The organism is Halorientalis salina (assembly GCF_005049285.1).
Classification (GTDB): Archaea; Halobacteriota; Halobacteria; order Halobacteriales; family Haloarculaceae; genus Halorientalis; species Halorientalis salina.
This window is the reverse complement of record NZ_SOSC01000001.1, coordinates 378403-396724: the sequence shown is the minus strand read 5'-3', so window position 1 is coordinate 396724 and position 18322 is coordinate 378403. Positions and strand designations below refer to the sequence as shown.

Genomic DNA, 18322 nt, shown 5'->3' with positions numbered 1-18322 from the left:
CCGAATATGAGCGAGTCGAGTTCGACGCGGCGACGATACCTCCACGCGGTGGGCACACTCGGCGTCGTCGGCGTGGCTGGTTGTTCGGAGGCGATCGACAGCTATCGGGACCAGGGCCAGGGGACGACGGTAGAGACGGTCGTCAGCGACGGCACTGAACCGGAGCGGACGGTCAGGGCCTTCTACGCGACGCTCAGTGAGGGTGATGTGGCAGGCGCGAACGAGATGATACACGCGGATTCGGACATCGGAATCACCGAGCGGACCGTCGCGCCTTTCGCGGCCAGCGAGGTGACGGTCCCCCGGACGAGCGTCGGCACGAAACTCGTCGAGCGGGCGGAGGTGTCCACGGTCGTCAGCCTCTCCCATCCCGACTTGGAGAGCCCCGTCGAAATGGGCAACACCATTCGCCTCCGGGTCAACAATCGATCGGACCTGAACTGGAAACTCTACGAGAACGTGCCGCTGAACGTTCGCGGCGACTTCTGGGAAACACCGACATCCACACCGGACCCCGGTCCGCAACTCCCGGCCGACGCCCGCGACGTCATCGACCGATATCACGAGGCCCTCGACGACGGGGACCGGCAGGCCGCGGAGCGACTTCGACACAGCGACGCGCAACTCCCCCCGCTGTCCGACGACCGACTGGAGCGTACCCGGCGCGACGACGTGGACTTCGTGGACATCAGGTCAACCAGTGTCGGGAGCAGTACAATCGAAGTGCGAGGGACCTACGTCGACGGCTCCGGCGACGGACAGTCGCAGATACTGGAACTCCGAACGGAGGCCGGGGAATGGCGGCTCTACAAGCGGCTCGGATACGGCCGTCCGTGATCCGTCGGCCGACCGAGAGCGGGGACCGACGGGCTTTTGCGCTCGCCGCGCGGCCACTCGGACATGACCGAGGACAGCGAGGCGTCAGAGACGCCTCGGGACGGCGATAGCAACGACGCGGACTCGGAAGAGGGGCTGACGTACGCCGAGGCGGGGGTCGACATCGACGCCAGCGAGGCGGCGACGGCCGCACTGCTCGGTGCGACCGAGGAGTTCGAGGGCGACTTCGCCGGCCTGCTCGACATCGGGGACCGCTACCTTGCGCTGGCGGCCGACGGCGTCGGGACGAAACTGCTGGTCGCGGAGGCCGTCGACGACTACTCGACCATCGGCATCGACTGCATCGCGATGAACGTCAACGACCTCGTCGCGGCGGGGGTCACGCCGGTTGCGTTCGTCGACTACCTGGCGGTCGAGGAACCCGACGACGAGACCAGCGAGCAGATCGGCGAGGGGCTCTCGACGGGTGCCGACCGGGCCGACGTGGCGCTGGTCGGCGGCGAGACCGCGGTGATGCCCGACGTCATCAAGGGGCTGGACATCGCGGGCACCTGCGCCGGTCTCGCGGCCAAGGACGACGTGTTCCCGGGGGAGGCCCAGCCCGGCGACGCGCTGGTTGGATTCCCCTCGACGGGCATTCACTCGAACGGACTGACCCTCGCACGCGAGGCAGTCACTCGGAACCACGAGTACACCGATCCGTTCCCGGGCGACACGGACCGGACAATCGCCGAGGAACTGCTGAAGCCGACCCGAATCTACACGGACCTGCTCGACCCGCTTCTGGCCAACGAGACCCACGCGGCCGCCCACGTCACCGGCGGCGGGTGGACCAACCTGGCCCGGATGGGCGAGTTCCGATACGAGATCACGGACCCCTTCGAGGCCCAGCCGGTCTTCGAGTTCGTTCAGGAGGAAGGGTCGGTCAGCGACGAGGAGATGCACCGGACGTTCAACATGGGCACTGGGTTCGTCGCTGCGCTGCCGCCAGAAGACGCCGAAGCGGTGGTGGATGCGACCGAAGATGGGAGAATCATCGGCGAGGTGCAGGACGACGAGGAGTGCGTCGCGATTCGCGGGCTGGAACTGGTCTAACGCAGTCCGACGTTATTCTGACAGGTGGGCGGCGATGTCGGCGTCGGTGATGATGCCGACCATCTCCCCGTTCTCGATGACGATGACCGCGTCGTGGTGGTCGAGATGCGTGTCGACCTCGTCGAGGGTCGTCTCCCGCGTGACGGTCGTGATGCTCTCGCGCATCACGTCCGTAATGGGGAGGTCGCCGGGATCCTCGGCGTCGACGTGGCGAACGTCGCCGAGACTGACGATGCCCACCGGGTAGTCGTCGCGGATGACCGGGAGTTGCGAGTACCCCTCCTGGTTCATCGTCTCGATGGCGAACTTGATGCTGTCGTCGGGTTCGATGCCGTACACCGGGCTGTGCATCAGGTCCTCGGCGCGGAGGATCCCGCCCTCGGCTTCCTCCAGGGCGTTGACGATCCGCCGGAGCGTCGAAAGGCGGGGGTCGACGTCTCCCCCCTCGATGCGGGCGATGAGTGGCTGTGAGACGTCGGCCCGTTCGGCGAGCTCGCTCTGGGTGAGATCGAGCTCGTTGCGCCGTTCCCGAAGGTCCGCTGGCGTCGGTAGCTCCATACCGTCGGATAACTAACGGTAATACAAAAAGCTTCCTCAGTCGCGGTCGCCGTTCAGACCTCGGCTTCCTCTTCTTCCTCGAACTCGATGGTCTCGATGACTTTCAGCGGCACGTCGCGGAGGGCGCCGCCGATCTCACTTTTCGCGATGCGCTGTGCGTGTTCGGTGTTCTCGGCGTTGAACACCTTCATCTCCAGGACGAGACCGACCAGCGCCGTGTCGGCGGCGATGAATGCGGAATCGAACGGTTCCCCACAGGCGGGACAGCCGGTCGCGCCGACCTCGACCTCGATGTAGTCCATGTCCTGGTCGTTGAGGCGCTTACCGGCTTCGCTGACGGCGACGCCAATGGCGTCGTCGATGTCTTCGACGTCACGGACCAACCACGCGGCTTCCATCGCTACCAGATAGTTCATACCCATCCCTCTGTCGTCCTCCCTCTCGTGCTTTGTGATTTGACTCTGCCCGCCGATTGAACGTGATATGCCACGGAGAACAGTTCTACCTACTAAATTCGAGGCGCATGGGATTACAATCATCCCTATAACTTATGGCTGCATCTCCCGTCGATTATCTCCCCATTACCGTTCTCGGCGCACCCATCGCAAGGGGAGTTGCCCGAAATACGACTCGAATGGAACCACAGGACGGCGGTCCGATGAAATACAATCGAAGAACGTTATGGATTATAAATTAGGGAAAAGAATATATAACCCAATCACCCCATCACCAGCGAGGACAATGGAAAACCGCCTGTTCAGAAGCGCGCTGTTCGCGACGTACCAACTGACCCTGCTGCTCGGGATCACGCTGCTTCCGGTCGCACTGGTCGCCCGCCAGTTCGGGGTCACGCTGCCCATCCACCGGATCGTGACGCGACTCGCCGACGCATACGAGGACACCGCCCCCAACTCAGACTGATTCTGCGATTCCTGTGATAGCTTCGCTCCGGGCGATTTAACTCGGGGACCTGACTACGAGAGACCGATGGAGTTCTCCGCGTTCGCCGACCGCGCAGCAGACATCGAGGCCGAGCCCGCGGATCTGGAGACCGTCGCCCTCGTCAGGGACCTGTTCGACGGTGCCGGCGACGACCTGTCGACCGTCACCCGGTTCGTCCAGGGTCGGGTGTTCCCGGCCCACGACTCGACGACACTCGACATCGGCCCGAGACTGTGTTACGAGGCCATCGCACGCGCCGCCGGGCAGAACGTCTCGGCAGCCGACGTCGAGGACCGACTGGCCGAGGTCGGCGAGATCGGCGCCGTCGCAGCGAGCTACGAGTTCGGTGGCCAGCAGGGCCTGGGAGCGTTCACCGGGAACGGCCCTGACGACCTGACCGTCGGCGAGGTCGACGAACAGTTGCGGACGCTGGCGGCCGTCGATGGGAGCGGGAGCCAGGACACGAAACTCGACGTCCTCTTCGGCCTGTTCAACCGCGCGAGCCCCGAGGAAGCCCGGTATCTCTCCCGACTAGTCCTCTCTGAGATGCGCATCGGCGTCGGGGAAGGTACCGTCAGGGACGCGATCGCCGAGGCCTTCGCGGTCCCGGTCGAGTCAGTCGAGCGCGCCCTGCAGGTCTCGAACGACTACGGCCTCGTCGCCGACGTGGCCCGCGAGGAGGGGCAGTCGGGATTGGACGCCCTGGACCTGGAGATCGGGCGACCGGTGCAGGCGATGCTGGCCCAGGCCGGCACCGTCGGCGACGCCGTCGAGGCGTGGGACGAGACGGCGGTCTCCTGGAAGTTCGACGGCGCACGGATTCAGGTCCACTACGACGGCGAGACGGTGTCGCTGTACTCCCGGAACATGGAGGACGTGACCGACCCGCTTCCCGAGATCGTCGAGTACGTCGAGGCGAACCTGGACGTCCCTGCGATCCTCGACGGCGAGGTCGTGGCCGTCGACGAGAGCGGCGACCCGCTTCCATTCCAGGAGATCCTCCGCCGGTTCCGCCGCAAACACGACGTGGCGAAGGCCCGCGAGGAGGTCGCGGTCGAACTGGAAGCGTTCGACTGCCTCCACGCCGACGGCGAGGACCTGTTGGACGCCCCGCTCGTCGAGCGTTACGACCGATTGGACGCGGTGCTCGACGACGGCGTCGCCGACCTCTGGCTCACCGACGACCCCGTCGAAATCGCCGACATCGAGGCCGACGCGCTAGCGGCGGGCCACGAGGGGATCATGCTCAAGAACCCCCAATCGACGTACTCGCCCGGACGCCGCGGACAAAACTGGCTCAAACGGAAGCCCGACGTGGAGACGCTCGACCTGGTCGTGACTGGGGCCGAATGGGGCGAGGGCAGGCGCGCGGAGTTCCTCGGGACCTTCCTGCTGTCGGTCCGGACCGACGACGGCTACGAGACCATCGGGAAGGTCGCGACGGGGATCACCGACGAGGAACTCGCCGACCTCACCGAGTTGCTGGAACCCCACGTCCTGACCGAGTCCGGGCAGACGGTCGACATCGAACCGGCGGCCGTCTTCGAGGTCGGCTACGAGGAGATCCAGGAATCGCCGACCTACGAGTCGGGGTGGGCGCTGCGGTTCCCGCGGTTCCTCGGCGTGCGCGACGACAAGGACCCCTCGGACGCCGACACCCGGGAGCGCGTCGAGCGGCTGGCCGACGAGCAGTAGCTCGGTTCGGGACGGGAATTCGTTGACGCGGATTTCAGACGAGTAATCACCATCGTAGATCGCTCACTGTGTGTCCCCACTGAGCAACTGTGAAGAGCAGGAGCATACGCCGAGCGAAGCGAGGCCAGCCTGTCAGTACTGTATCACTCGAATGCCGAACGGTCTTCCGGTACTGTTCGAGAGTCGTTTCGACTATCGATTCTGCAGTCGCACTGATACGCGCAAGCCAGAGGCGGCTTTTACCATTGTATGTGAGAAAACTGAATTATATTGTATTTCATCTAAACTCCGACTACAGAGTAGCATTTAAGACAATATTGTCGGTAGAAATAGTACTATTATTATCTGAATAACTCTTCCGACGATGAGTGTGCTTCTGCGTTTCTGGGAGGGAGTCCAGTGAGTAGCGCGGCCGATCAGATGATCGAGACCATCGAGGATCCAGCGATCGAACACGTCTTCATCGAATTTGCAGACGTCAACGGGATTTCCCGGTCGAAACAGCTAACCGCAGACACGTTCCTCGAGAAGTGGGACGACGGGTTTGCGATGAACCTCGTGATGTTGGCCCAGACCCCGAACAATCACGTTCCGGAGGGGTCCGGACTCGGTGCAGAGACCGGACACGGCGATGGAGTCGTCCACCCGATCCCGGAGACGACAACGCGACTGCCCTGGCGGAAGAACGCTGTCCGAGTCCTGTGCCGGTTTTTCCACGAGGGCGAGCGGCTATCGTGCTCACCGCGGGCGGTCCTGGAGTCGGTACTGGCGACCAACGACTTCGAGTTCGACTTCTACGTCGGGAGCGAACTCGAGTTCTACCTTCTGGAGGAAGGCCCCGAGAACGAGTACGTCCCCGCGACCGGCGGTGACCACGAGTGTGTCTCGTGGGCGACCGAAGAGGTCGCCCCTTTCTACGACCGGCTCGTCGAGTGGGCTGGCGACTACGGAATCGACCTCACCGCGCTCCACCACGAGCACGGCCCCGGGCAACTCGAAGTGCTGTTCGACTACGGCCGCCCGCTCGAACAGGCGGACACGACCCTCGATTTCAAGCGGCTCGTCAAACAGGTCGGCCGGAGCTTCGATCAGTGGCCGACGTTCATGGCCAAGCCGTTCGCCGATCGATCGGGCAGTGGCTATCACCTCCACGTGAGTGCATTCGACGACGATGAGAACGTCTTCGAGGACGGCACTGATAGTACACTCTCCGCCAACGGGCGGCATTTCGTCGGCGGCTTGATGGAACACGCCGACGCGTTGACCGCACTCGGGACGCCAAGCGTCAACGGGTTCAAGCGGTTCGAGCCAAGCTCGTTCGTCCCTTACACCGCTTCCTGGGGGTACGACAACCGGATGACTGCAGTCCGCATCCCGTCAGGAGACGTCCGTATGGAGACGCGGATTCCGAGCGCCGACGCCAACCCGTACCTCGTCATCGCCGGGATAATCGCCGCGGGTCTCGACGGGCTCCGACGCGAACTGGAGCCGCCGTCACCGTCCGACGGTGATCCGACCGGCGACCGCCCCGAACTCCCCCACTCGCCCGAACTCGCCTTGCGCGCGCTCGAGACGGACGACGCACTCGTCGACTTGCTTGGCGAGGATTTCGTGCAGATGTTCACAGCATCGAAGCGGTGCGAGCTGCGAGCGGTTCGGGATCACGTCACCGACTGGGAACGTGACCAGTACGTGAAGACGGTTTAGTCCCGTCCCAAGCTGGACGCGGACGGGAAAGACTCAATAAAATTATATTTAAAACGAAATTGTGAACGACCGATGACAGAGACACCCACGTTGTTAGAACCGTTTACTGTACAGCCCCCGACGTTAGACGAACAGCAAGCTGCACGGATTGCCGAACACGAATTCGGGAAAGAGGGGACGGCAACGGAAATCGGGGGCGAGCGCGACCAGAACTTTCGAATCGACGTCGACGACGGCGAGGCGTACGTCCTGAAGATCTCCAGTCCAGCCGATGACGTTGAGTCACTCGATCTACAAACTGAGGCCCTGCACCACGTGAATCGGACCGATCCCGACCTTCCAGTGATGGAGCCCATTCCAACGGTCGATGGCTCGTTCTGGACGACTATCGATGTCGGCGAGGCATACCACGTGCGGATGTTTACCCACGTTTCGGGACGACCGGTTTCGGGCAGCGATCTCGACGACGAGGCCCTATACGACTACGGAGCGGTCGTGGCGAGACTCGGCAAAGCACTCCGCAGTTTCTTCCATCCGAACGCGGACTACGACATCCTGTGGGACCTGCAGCACACCGCTGAACTTCGATCACTCCTGGACAGCGTTACCGACCCGGAGCGACGCGAGCTCGCCGAACGTATCCTCGATCGGTTCGATAATCGAGTTGCACCGGTTTTCGACTCGCTCCGTGCGCAGGTGATCCACAACGACCTCACGCTCGACAACGTACTGCTGGACGAGTCCAATCAGGTCAGTGGGATCGTCGACTTCGGCGACCTGACTCATACGGCTCTCGTGAGCGACCTCGTAATGGCTATCGCGAGCGTCATGTACCGTCGTGATGACCCGATCGAGGCGGCTCAGGCAGTGATTCGAGGGTACGTCAGCGTGACACCACTCGAAGCGGAAGAAGCGAAACTGCTGGTGGATCTCGTTGCGGCGCGGCATCTCGCGTGGGGCGTTACGGTCGCCTGGCGGATCGACGAACATCCCGACAAGATCGACGACCACAGCGCCGCCGGTGTTGACGACGGCTGGGCGCTGTTGCGATCGCTGGAGGACGCAGGGCTGAACAATGTGGGCCGCCGGCTGCGAACCGCGGCGCTCTCGAGTAACGTCCCGTACCAGCAGATGGAACGGTCGGAATTGCGCTCCCGACGGCGCGCCGTGCTCGGGGAATCACCGCTCTTCTACGAGGACCCCGTTCACGTCGCCGGTGGAGAGGGAGTGTGGCTGTTCGATCCCGATGGCCGGCGCTACCTCGATGCGTACAATAACGTACAGGTTGTCGGTCACGCAAACCCCGCCGTCGCAGACGCCATCGGCGGGCAGGCGCACAAACTGGCGACCCACACCCGGTATCTGCAGGAAGCCCCGGTCACGCTGGCCGAACGCATCCTGGCGACGATGCCGGACGAACTGAACAGAGTCCTCTTCGTCAACTCCGGAAGCGAGGCAACCGACACCGCCTGGCGATTGGCCAAAACTGCGACCGGAAGCAACGGCGCGATCGTTTCGGAGAACGCGTATCACGGGATTACCGATACGATAACGGAACAATCTCCGACAATATGGCCCGAGGATTACTGTCCAGAGCACGTCGAGACAGTTACACCGCCCGTCGACGAACGTTCGCATCGCAGCCAGGCGGATACCGATCCAGTCGAAAGCATGACCGAATCGGTCGAAACACTCGAGAGACAGGGGTCGGGGACAGCGGCGTTCATGTTCGACTCGCTGTTCACCAGCGACGGCATCTACCCGCCTGATGAAGACCGGTTAGGCGGGATGATCGACCGTGTCCGCGAGGCCGGCGGGCTCGTTATCGCGGACGAGATACAGTCAGGGCACGGCCGATGTGGCTCGGACCTGTGGGGATTCCAGAGTGCGGACGTCGTTCCCGATATCGTCACACTCGGCAAGCCGATGGGCAATGGACACCCTGTCGCGGCCGTCGTGACGCGGTCGGACATCGCGTCAACCCTGTTCGATCAGACGGGGTTTTTCAGCACGTTCGGTGGGAATCCCGTCTCATGCGCGGCTGCATTGGCGGTGTTGGATCAGATCCAGGAGAACGATCTATTGCCCCACGTCGCTACGGTCGGCGAGTACTTGCATACTGGCCTGAAAGAACTCGCTGCCGAATGCGAACTCGTCGGTGAGGTTCGGCAACGAGGACTGATGGTTGGTGTCGAACTCGTCACAGACCAGGAGACCTGGGAGCCGGCACCGCATCAGACGAAGGCAGTAGTCAACGGATTACGTCAGCGGCGAGTTCTCATCGGCTCGACCGGCGAACACGATAACGTGCTGAAGATCCGCCCCCCGCTGGTGTTCGAAAAAGAGCACGCGGACCTCCTCCTGGAAGCGCTACACGAGGTCCTCGCAGAACAGAGCGCGGGGGACTGAATCGAGACGGACCGACAGTGATTTTGGCCGGTCTCGACGAACGCTCGACAATGACCGTCGAACACGAGGGGTTGACCGTCGACTGGTTCGGTCTCGCGAGCGTCAGAATCGAGTCCGCCGACGGCACTGTCGTCTTTTTCGACCCCGGCCGGTACGGACTCCTCGACGACTACGAGGGCAGCGACGCCGACCTGGTCTGTGTCTCGCACACGCACCACTACGATCCCGACGCGATCGAGCGAATCAGCACGGACGAAACGACGGTCGTCGTCCACGAGGCCGTCCATCACAGCGAAACCGACCGGGACGTGACCCAGGTTCGGGACCTCCCGGGCGAGGTCCACCGAGTCGACGACGAGACCGACACCGTCGCGGCGGGCGTCATCCTCCGGACGCTCCCGGCCTACAACCGCCCGGACGGGCCACACGTCGACGACTCCGGCGAGCCGTACCATCCCGAAGGCCGGGGCTGTGGCTTCCTCTTGAACGTCGACGGCGTCGAGGTCTGCTGGCCCGGTGACACCGACGTGCTCGATGGCCACGCCGAACTCGACGTGTCGCTGTTCCTCCCGCCCATCGGCGGGACGTTCACGATGGACCGGCACGAGGCCGCCGAACTCGTCGGTGACCTCGAACCCGATCTAGTCGTTCCGGTTCATTACGACACCTTCGAGGAAATCGAAGCCGACGCCGGGGCGTTCGCCGACGACGTGGAGCGTCGGGGCGTGTCCGTCACTCTGGAAGACCCGTAATCCCGCCCTCGCCTCACCTGTCGTGATGGGGCCAGTCCCCGATTTTGACGAACTCCGATCCCTCGCAGGCACCGCACGTCGTCGGTTCCTCGTACGTGTAGTTCCCGGCGTCGTGACTGGTGACGGTGCCGGCGTGGACGACCTGACAGTCGGTACAGACGTAGGTCCGCGGCTGTTCTGGCGCGTGTGCCATACCGCAGTTTGAACCCACGAGAGTAAAGGTCCAATCCACCCTGTACCGACACCTCACGGGCCGAGAAGGAGTTCCCGATCAGATGATGCCCATCGCGTCGAGCCGATCCGGCAGGTAGGTATCGGTCACGAAGTCCAGGCCGCGGGAGGCGAGCGACTGCTGTTCGGCCTTCTTTCCGATGTCGAGTTGCAGTTCGATCTGTTCGTTCCAGTAGTCGGTCTGGAAGCGCGGGTCCTCCAGTTCCGACTCCAGGGCGTTGATGTCGGAATCGCCGAGTGGGTCCGTCGGGAGGTCGTACTCGACGATGTCCTCGGGCTGGATGCCGATGTACTGGGCCTCCGGCGTCGCCAGGTACTCCGAGAGGTGGGCGGACTTGATCGAGCCGTAGGCCACGGAGCCGTAGATGCGGTACGACCACGGGTCGCCGTCAGTGAAGACCGTCACCGGCAGCCCGAGTTCGTCGTGGAGTCGCTTGGTCAGCCGCCGGGTCGCGCGTGCGGGCTGCCCCTTGAGGTGGACGATGATGGCGTTGTACTCTTCGTCGAACCCGTTCTCGACCAGTCGGTCGCGCATCCCACCGGTCTCGACACAGAGGACGAAATCCGCGTCGTTCTCCAGGAACTCGATCGTGTCGGGGTCGTTGGGGATCTGGTATCCGCCCTCGCCGACGTCTTCCTGGCAGTGGATCTCGCGTTCGCCGCGACGCGTCTGCTCGCGGATCTTCAGCGGCCCCATCACTGTTGCGCCGGATTCCTCCGGCCGCATGTGGAACTCCTCGCGGCGCACGTCCGAGACGATCTCTAGGTCCTCGATGAGCTGGTTCGACTCGTCCTGGCTGTTGAACTGCGCTTCCTGCTGTTCGAAGGACTCGCTCAGGTAGTAGAGTTCACGCAGGGTCGACGAGCGGTTCTCTTCGAGTTGCTGGGCCAGGAAGTCGATCGTGTAGATGGCCTTCAGCAGTTTCTGGGCACCGCTGACGGTCTTGGCCGAGCGGGTGCTGTTCCGGTCGCCGTACACCCAGACCCCCTTCTCGTCGTCGAAGACGATGTTGCTCTTGGTCCGGGTGGGGATCGACATCGTCGGGACGTCCCCGTGCTCGAACTGGTCGTAGAACTGTGCCGCGAGGTCGATGAGCCGCTCGCGGGCGTCGCCGTCGTCTGCTGTGGAATCCGTGCTCATTGTTATGCGTCCACCGTCAGTTTCTCGTCCTCGATGCCCTCGACCTGGATGTCGAAGGTCGCCTCGCCGTTGACCGCGTACTCGATGGTCGCTTCCTCACCCGCCTTCACCGTCGGCGACCACTTCACGAACCACTCGCCGTCCATCTCGACGACGTTGGCACCGTCGACCTCTCCGGGGTCCTCGGTCACAATGTCGGTCACCTCCAGTTGGGCGTTCGTGCTGTCGTTGTTCTCGACGGTCAACTGGACGGAGTCCTCGCCGTACTCGCGTTCGACCAGGACGTTGTTCATGATCCGAGCGAGCGTGTCGTCGATGTTCAACTCTCCTTTGCCGGTCACGCCCTCCAGTTTGTCCGCCATCGCCGGGAGGATCGTCGCGAGTTTGTCCTGTTTGCGCCGGCGTTTCTCCATCGACCGGCGCTTCTTGAGGTAGGATTTGAGGTCCCGAGCCGAATCGCGGATGGCGCGTTCGATCTCGTCTTCGATCTCGGGCACGTTCGCCACCGCGTCCTTGGACTCGCTGGTGAAGGGGACGTTCGTCGAGGCGACGTGGACCATGATGACCGCCGGGCCGTTCGGGATGCCCCGTCCCCCGGGCTGATCGAGTTTGTAGTTGCGCCAGTTGATGTCCTTGACCACGTCGGTGATGGCACAGGCACCGCGCTGGTAGACCAGCGGGACGCGGTTGGCAAAGCGCATCACCTCCGATTTGCCGCCTTCCTCCATGTCGCCGCCGTAGGCGATACCGGCCTCGACGATGAACGGGTCGCCGCCGTGGACGGAGGCGTCACGGGTCGTCGACGAGTAGAAGTCCGCGTCGAACTCCTTTTTGAGTCCCTCCAGGACCAGGTCGTCGGTGATCGGCGAGAGACATCCCGTCGGCGGCGCGATGATGTCGGTCGCGCGCATCGCGTCGTGGAGTTCGCTCGCCATGTCGCGGTCCTCGGCGATGGCCGAAATCTTGGGCACCTCGTCGGGTACCGTCCGCATCCGGTCCCAGAGCGCGTCGACGACCTTCCCGCGGGCCTTCTCGCCGAAGGTCGCGTCGTCGTACTCCTCGGTGTCGTCGGCGGACTTGTCGACGTACTCCTCGAGTTCCGTGCGGGTCATCCGGTCGCGCGGGTCGTCGTCCCGGTTCTCGAACTTCGCGGCGACCCGCTCGGCCAGTCCCTGGACGTGCGCGTCGTCCTTCCGGTCCGTCGTGGCCCCGTCGACGAGACTGTACACGTCCGCGGTGCGTTCCAGGGTGATCTCGGTCCAGGCGGCCTCGACGGCGTTTTCCTGCACCGTGTCCCCGAAGGTCGTGTCGTGTTTCTCGCCGACCGTCTCCGCGAAACTCGCGACCACCTCGACGAGCTGGTGGTGGGCGACGAGTTCCCGCTCGTCGACGGCGTCGGCGACGGCTCCGGCGAACTCGCTCGTGGCTTCCGAGCCCTTGTTGGCGACAGCGTCCTCGACGGCCGCCGCAACGTCTCCGTCTTCGTGCTCCCGCGGCGCGTTCCAGGCCATCTCGCGCCCGAAGTGCCGATCGCGGAAGTTGTCGATGATCGAATCGGCGGTCTTCCCGCCGACGCGGGTGAACTCCTCCTGGACGAAGCCCGAGACCGAGTACGAATCCGTGGCGTCGAGCATCTTCTGGAGGGTCCCGAGTTCGACGCCGTGGGGGTGCGGGCGGATCTCCTCGGTTTCGGCGGGGAGTTGGTCGGTCACCCGCTCGTATTTCATGTGCTCGCTGGGCTCTCGGAGTTCGATGCGGGCGTGGGGGTTGACGACCGCCGTGTGTTTGATGTAGTCGTGGAGCTGCTGGCGGGCGCGCATGTTCCCCTCCATCTCCAGTTCGATGCGCGTCCCGTGCGGGCGGTCCCAGGAGGTCGTGTCCTCGCCTTCGATCTCGGGTTCGTTGCTGTCGGTATCGATGGTCAGCTCGAAGTACTTCGCGTCGGTTCCGCGCTGCGTGCGGCTGGTGATTTTGGCGGGTTTGCCGCTGGTGAGCTGTGAGTAGAGAACGGCTGCAGAGATCCCGATCCCCTGTTGCCCGCGGTTCTGCTCGCGTTTGTGAAAGCGCGAGCCATAGAGCAGTTTCCCGAAGATCTTGGGGATCTGTTCTTTGGTGATCCCCGGCCCGTTGTCCTCGATGATGAGTCGATAGTAGTCGCCGGCTTCCTGGATTTCGACGTAGATATCGGGGAGAATACCGGCTTCTTCGCTCGCGTCTAGGGCGTTGTCGACGCCTTCCTTGACGGCAGTCACGAGCCCCCGGGCACCCGAATCGAACCCGAGCATCTGACGGTTCTTCTCGAAGAACTCGGCGATAGAGATCGACCGCTGGGACTCGGCCAACTCCTCGGCGATCCCCTCTCCCTCGGCGAGCGTCGATTGAAACGAGGTCATCTTCTGGCTGTTTGTACCCCGGGAGGGGTTAAATGTTGCACGGCAGCGCGGTGAAAGTGGAGCGAAAGTGGGTAGGTAATTTCGCGCGCGCGAGCGTGCGGGAGTTTTATCAAGCCCGGTACCCTACGACGCTATAGATTTCATGTCTAAGGAGCCTGAATACGGAGCCAGACAAATCCAAGTCCTAGAAGGGCTGGAGGCCGTCCGGAAACGGCCCGCGATGTACATCGGCTCGACTGACTCTCGCGGTCTGCATCATCTCGTCTACGAAGTCGTCGACAACTCCATCGACGAGGCGCTGGCCGGCTACTGTGACGCAATCGATGTCACGATCCACGAGGACAACTCGGTGAGCGTCAGCGACGACGGCCGCGGCATCCCCGTCGATACACACGAAGAGCACGACAAGCCTGCCCTGGAAGTCATCATGACGGTCCTTCACGCCGGCGGGAAGTTCGACAACAAGTCCTACCAGGTCTCCGGTGGACTCCACGGCGTCGGCGTCTCCGTCGTCAACGGCCTCTCGAAGTGGCTCGAAGCCGAGGTCAAACGCGACGGGACGGTCTGGAAGCAGCGCTTCGATCACGGCGAACCGGAGTACGACCTCCGGGAGGAACGGGCGATGGAGCCCGACGAGGAGACCGGGACCACCATCAGGTTTTGGCCCGACGACGAGATCTTCGAGACCGACGAGTTCGAGTTCTCGACGCTCGAAAACCGGCTTCGAGAACTCGCCTTCCTCAATTCCGGCGTCGAGATCACCCTCTCCGACGAGCGCGACGGGTCGGAGACGACGTTCATGTACGAGGGCGGCATCCGCGAGTTCGTCGAGTACTTAAACGAGACGAAAAACCCCCTCCACGAGGACGTCATCTACTTCGAGGACGAAAGCGAGATCGACGAGGGTGCGGTCCACCTGGAGGTGGCGATGCAGGCCACCGACGAGCTACAGGGCTCGATCCACGCCTTCGCGAACAACATCAACACCCGCGAGGGGGGGACTCATCTCACGGGATTCAAAACCTCGCTCACGCGGGTCATCAACGATTACGCGCACGAACACGGAATGCTCGGCGACCTGGACTCGAACCTCAAGGGCGAGGACATCCGCGAGGGGCTGACCGCGGTCATCTCGGTCAAACACCCCGATCCGCAGTTCGAGGGCCAGACCAAGACGAAACTCGGCAACAGCGAGGTCCGGGGCATCGTCGAGAGCGCGATCCACGAGAAACTCTCGACCCATTTCGAGGAACACCCGGACGTGGCCCAGGCCATCGTCTCGAAGGCCGTAGAGGCCGCGAAGGCACGGAAAGCCGCCAAGAAGGCCGAGGAGCTGACGCGTCGGAAGAACGCGCTGGACTCGACGGCGCTGCCCGGCAAACTCGCCGACTGCCAGACGAAAGACCCCACAGAGTCGGAACTGTTCATCGTCGAGGGCGACTCGGCGGGCGGAAGCGCCAAGCAGGGCCGGAACCCGGAGTTCCAGGCCATCCTCCCGCTGGGCGGGAAGATTCTCAACGTCGAACGGCATCGACTGGACCGGATCCTCGAAAACGACGAGATCCGGAGCATGATCACGGCCATCGGGACGGGCATCGGCGACGAGTTCGACATCGATGACGCCCGGTATCAGCGCATCATGGTGATGACTGACGCCGACGTGGACGGGGCACACATCCGGACGCTCCTGCTCACCCTGTTCTACCGGCACATGAAGCCGCTCATCGAGGCGGGGTACGTCTACGCGACCCAGCCCCCGCTGTACCGCATCCGCTATCGCGGGAATACGTACGACGCGATGACCGAGCAGGAGCGAGAACAGATCGTCACCGAGAAATGCGACGGGAATCCCACCCAGGTCCAGCGGTTCAAGGGGCTGGGCGAGATGAACCCCGAACAGCTCTGGGAGACGACGATGAACCCCGAGAACAGGCGGCTGAAACAGATCACCATCGAGGACGCCGCGGCGGCCGATAAGATGTTCTCGGTGCTGATGGGCGACGCAGTCGAACCGCGCAAACAGTTCATCAAGGAACACTCGCCGGAAGCCGAGTGGGTGGACATATGAGTTCAGACATGCCGGACGGACCGGACGACACGCCGGCGGTACCCGCGGCGAACGTAGAGCGGGTGCGCGTCGAAGACGAGATGGAGCAGAGCTACATCGACTACGCGATGAGCGTCATCGCGGGCCGGGCGCTCCCGGACGTACGTGACGGGCTGAAACCCGTCCACCGGCGCATCCTCTACGCGCTGGACGAGATGGGCGTCTCCTCGGGGAGCAGTCACCGCAAGTCCTCGTCAGTGGTCGGCGAGACGATGGGTAACTACCACCCCCACGGCGACCAGGCCATCTACGACACGCTCGTGGGCATGGCCCAGGAGTTCAGCATGCGCTATCCCCTCGTCGACGGCCAGGGGAACTTCGGGTCGATGGACGGCGACCCCGCCGCGGCCATGCGGTACACCGAGGCTCGGATGGCCCCCATCGCCGAGGAACTCCTGGAGGACATCGACAAGGACACCGTCGACTTCCAGCCCAACTACGACGACCGCCTCCGAGAGCCGGACGTGCTGCCGGCGGCGTACCCGAACCTGCTGGTCAACGGCTCGACCGGGATCGCCGTGGGTATGTCGACGAAGATCCCACCGCACAACCTCGGTGAGATCATCGACGCGACCGTCCACCTCATCGACAACCCCGACTGTTCGGTCGAGGACCTGATCCACATGGAGGGGAGTCCCGGTCCGATCAAGGGGCCGGACTTCCCGACTGGCGCGAACATCGTCGGGCGCAACGCCATCCACAAGGCGTACAAGACCGGTCGCGGACGCATCACCGTTCGCGCCGCCTACGAGATCGACCACGAGGACGGCCGCATCGTCATCACCGAGATTCCCTTCCAGGAGAACAAGGCTCGGATGGTCGAGCGCATCGCCGAGAACGTCAACGAGGGCAAAATCGAGGGGATCAGCGACCTCCGCGACGAGTCCGACCGCGACGGCGTACGCATCGTCGTCGAACTCAAACGCGGCGCGAACGCCGACGTGGTGGAAAACCAGTTGCTCGAACACCACCTGGAATCGACCTTCGGCGTCATCAACCTCGCCCTGGTCGACGGCCAGCCCCGCGTGCTGACGCTCAAGGAGACGCTCGCGGAGTACGTCGACCACCGGAAAGAAGTCGTCCGGCGGCGCAGCCAGTTCGAGTTGGACGAGGCCGAGGACCGCGCACACATCCTCGAAGGTCGACTCACGGCCGTCCAGAACGCGGACGACGTGATCGAGATCGTCCGTGACGCCGACGACCGGGACGCTGCCAAGGAAGCCCTGCGAGCCGAGTACGACTTCTCCGAGGACCAGGCCGACCACATCGTCCGCATCCAGATCGGGAGCCTGACCTCGGCGGAGGTCGCGGAGATCGAGACCGAGTACGAGGAGGTCAACGAGCGCATCGACCGTCTCGAAGAGATCCTCGGCGACGAGCAGGAACTGCTCGACGTCATCAAGGACGAACTCGAGGAGATCAAAGCCGAGTACGACGACGACAGGCGGACGAAGATCATCGAGGACACCGGCGAGGTCACGCACGAGGACCTCATCCCCGAGGAGGACTGCGTGGTCGTCATCACCGAGGACGACTACATCAAGCGCATGCCCGTCGAGAAGTTCGACCCACAGGGTCGCGGCGGGAAGGGGATCATCGGCGCAGACCCCAAGGAGGGCGACCGCGTCCACGAGGTGTTCCGGGCCAACAGCCACGACTACCTGCTCTGTTTCACCAACCAGGGGCAGGTTTATCGGCTGAAGACCTACCAGGTGCCCGAGATGAGCCGGACGGCCCGTGGCAACCACATCCGGAACGTCATCGAGGGAATCGACGACGGCGAGGAGATCACGGCCGTCGTCAACACCGACGACTTCGAGTCCGACGAGTGTCTCACGATGGTCACCCGCGACGGTTACGTCAAGCGGACCTGCGCCGACGAGTTCGAGAACATCATGTCGACGGGGATCATCGCCGCCTCGCTGGAGGAGGGCGACGAACTCGTCGACGTCGAGGTGACGACCGGCGGCCAGGACCTCGTCATCGCCACCGAGGACGGGATGGTCATTCGCTTCGACGAGGACGAGGCCCGACAGATGGGCCGGACCGCACGCGGCGTCGGTGCGATCAAACTCCAGGACGGCGACGCGGTCGCCGGTCTGGTCGCGACGAGCGACGACGACGAGCGCGCGCTGTTGACCGTCACCGAGAACGGCTACGGCAAGCGGACGAAACTGAGCGAGTACCGCCGCCAGTCCCGCTACGGCAAGGGACTCATCGACATCAAGACGGAGGGACGCAACGGCCCGGTCACGTCCGTCAAGGCCGTCACGGATGCCGACCAGCTCATCATCATGAGCGAACTGGGTCAGATCATGCGCATTCGCGCTTCGGAGATCTCGACCTTCGGACGGAACACGATGGGCGTCACCATCATGGAACTGGACGCCAACGACGGCGTCGCGAGCGTGACGGTGGTCCCAGCCGCCGACAGCGACGAAATCGAGGAATAGGG

At 63.6% G+C, this 18322-nt stretch carries 14 protein-coding genes; 9 read left to right on the top strand and 5 right to left on the bottom strand.

Annotated features, from left to right (window positions below; translation table 11 throughout):
- The first annotated feature begins 6 nt into the window (after window positions 1-6).
- Window positions 7-837 (top strand): hypothetical protein, encoded by an 831-nt coding sequence (locus E2481_RS02140; protein ID WP_136715473.1) that lies wholly within the window; start codon window positions 7-9, stop codon window positions 835-837.
- A gap of 63 nt (window positions 838-900) precedes the next feature.
- Complete coding sequence (gene purM, locus E2481_RS02135; RefSeq protein ID WP_136715472.1) at window positions 901-1932, top strand: phosphoribosylformylglycinamidine cyclo-ligase; 1032 nt, start codon at window positions 901-903, stop codon at window positions 1930-1932.
- Window positions 1933-1944: 12 nt separating this feature from the next.
- Here the strand turns inward: purM and E2481_RS02130 are convergent, their stop codons facing one another.
- Both E2481_RS02130 and E2481_RS02125 read right to left on the bottom strand, forming a co-directional pair.
- A complete protein-coding gene (locus E2481_RS02130) occupies window positions 1945-2490 on the bottom strand; it encodes a CBS domain-containing protein (RefSeq protein WP_136715471.1) in 546 nt (181 codons plus the stop codon).
- Window positions 2491-2543: 53 nt separating this feature from the next.
- Window positions 2544-2906: a DUF555 domain-containing protein gene (locus tag E2481_RS02125; protein WP_136715470.1), complete on the bottom strand. Its 363-nt coding sequence runs from the start codon at window positions 2904-2906 to the stop codon at window positions 2544-2546.
- Between the two features lie 325 nt (window positions 2907-3231).
- On the opposite strand from E2481_RS02125, the gene E2481_RS02120 reads away from it, so the two are divergent.
- The 5 genes from E2481_RS02120 (at window position 3232) to E2481_RS02100 (ending at window position 9995) form a co-directional block, all read left to right on the top strand.
- Window positions 3232-3411: a hypothetical protein gene (locus E2481_RS02120; protein ID WP_136715469.1), complete on the top strand. Its 180-nt coding sequence runs from the start codon at window positions 3232-3234 to the stop codon at window positions 3409-3411.
- A 66-nt stretch (window positions 3412-3477) separates the two neighbouring features.
- Window positions 3478-5127 carry an ATP-dependent DNA ligase LigA gene (gene ligA / locus E2481_RS02115; RefSeq protein ID WP_136715468.1) on the top strand — a complete coding sequence of 550 codons (1650 nt, stop codon included), beginning with the start codon at window positions 3478-3480 and terminating at the stop codon, window positions 5125-5127.
- A 399-nt stretch (window positions 5128-5526) separates the two neighbouring features.
- Window positions 5527-6834 (top strand): glutamine synthetase family protein, encoded by a 1308-nt coding sequence (locus E2481_RS02110; RefSeq protein ID WP_250137698.1) that lies wholly within the window; start codon window positions 5527-5529, stop codon window positions 6832-6834.
- A 72-nt stretch (window positions 6835-6906) separates the two neighbouring features.
- A complete protein-coding gene (locus E2481_RS02105) occupies window positions 6907-9243 on the top strand; it encodes an aminotransferase class III-fold pyridoxal phosphate-dependent enzyme (protein ID WP_136715467.1) in 2337 nt (778 codons plus the stop codon).
- Between the two features lie 50 nt (window positions 9244-9293).
- Window positions 9294-9995, top strand: coding sequence for an MBL fold metallo-hydrolase (locus E2481_RS02100; protein ID WP_136715466.1), 702 nt, complete (start codon window positions 9294-9296; stop codon window positions 9993-9995).
- A 13-nt stretch (window positions 9996-10008) separates the two neighbouring features.
- On the opposite strand, the gene E2481_RS02095 is transcribed toward E2481_RS02100, so the two are convergent.
- From E2481_RS02095 to E2481_RS02085, 3 genes are all read right to left on the bottom strand, one after another.
- Entirely contained in the window at window positions 10009-10188 is a 180-nt protein-coding gene (locus tag E2481_RS02095) for a hypothetical protein (RefSeq protein ID WP_136715465.1), read from the bottom strand.
- 78 nt (window positions 10189-10266) lie between these two features.
- Window positions 10267-11367, bottom strand: coding sequence for a DNA topoisomerase IV subunit A (locus tag E2481_RS02090; protein ID WP_136715464.1), 1101 nt, complete (start codon window positions 11365-11367; stop codon window positions 10267-10269).
- 2 nt (window positions 11368-11369) lie between these two features.
- A complete protein-coding gene (locus tag E2481_RS02085) occupies window positions 11370-13760 on the bottom strand; it encodes a DNA topoisomerase VI subunit B (RefSeq protein WP_136715463.1) in 2391 nt (796 codons plus the stop codon).
- A 142-nt stretch (window positions 13761-13902) separates the two neighbouring features.
- Here E2481_RS02085 and gyrB point away from each other — a divergent pair, with 142 nt between their 5' ends.
- Together gyrB and gyrA are read left to right on the top strand one after the other, a co-directional pair.
- Complete coding sequence (gene gyrB, locus E2481_RS02080) at window positions 13903-15828, top strand: DNA topoisomerase (ATP-hydrolyzing) subunit B (protein ID WP_136715462.1); 1926 nt, start codon at window positions 13903-13905, stop codon at window positions 15826-15828.
- Window positions 15825-18320: a DNA gyrase subunit A gene (gene gyrA, locus E2481_RS02075; RefSeq protein WP_136715461.1), complete on the top strand. Its 2496-nt coding sequence runs from the start codon at window positions 15825-15827 to the stop codon at window positions 18318-18320. Before gyrB ends, gyrA begins: the two co-directional genes overlap by 4 nt.
- The last annotated feature ends 2 nt before the right edge of the window (window positions 18321-18322 follow it).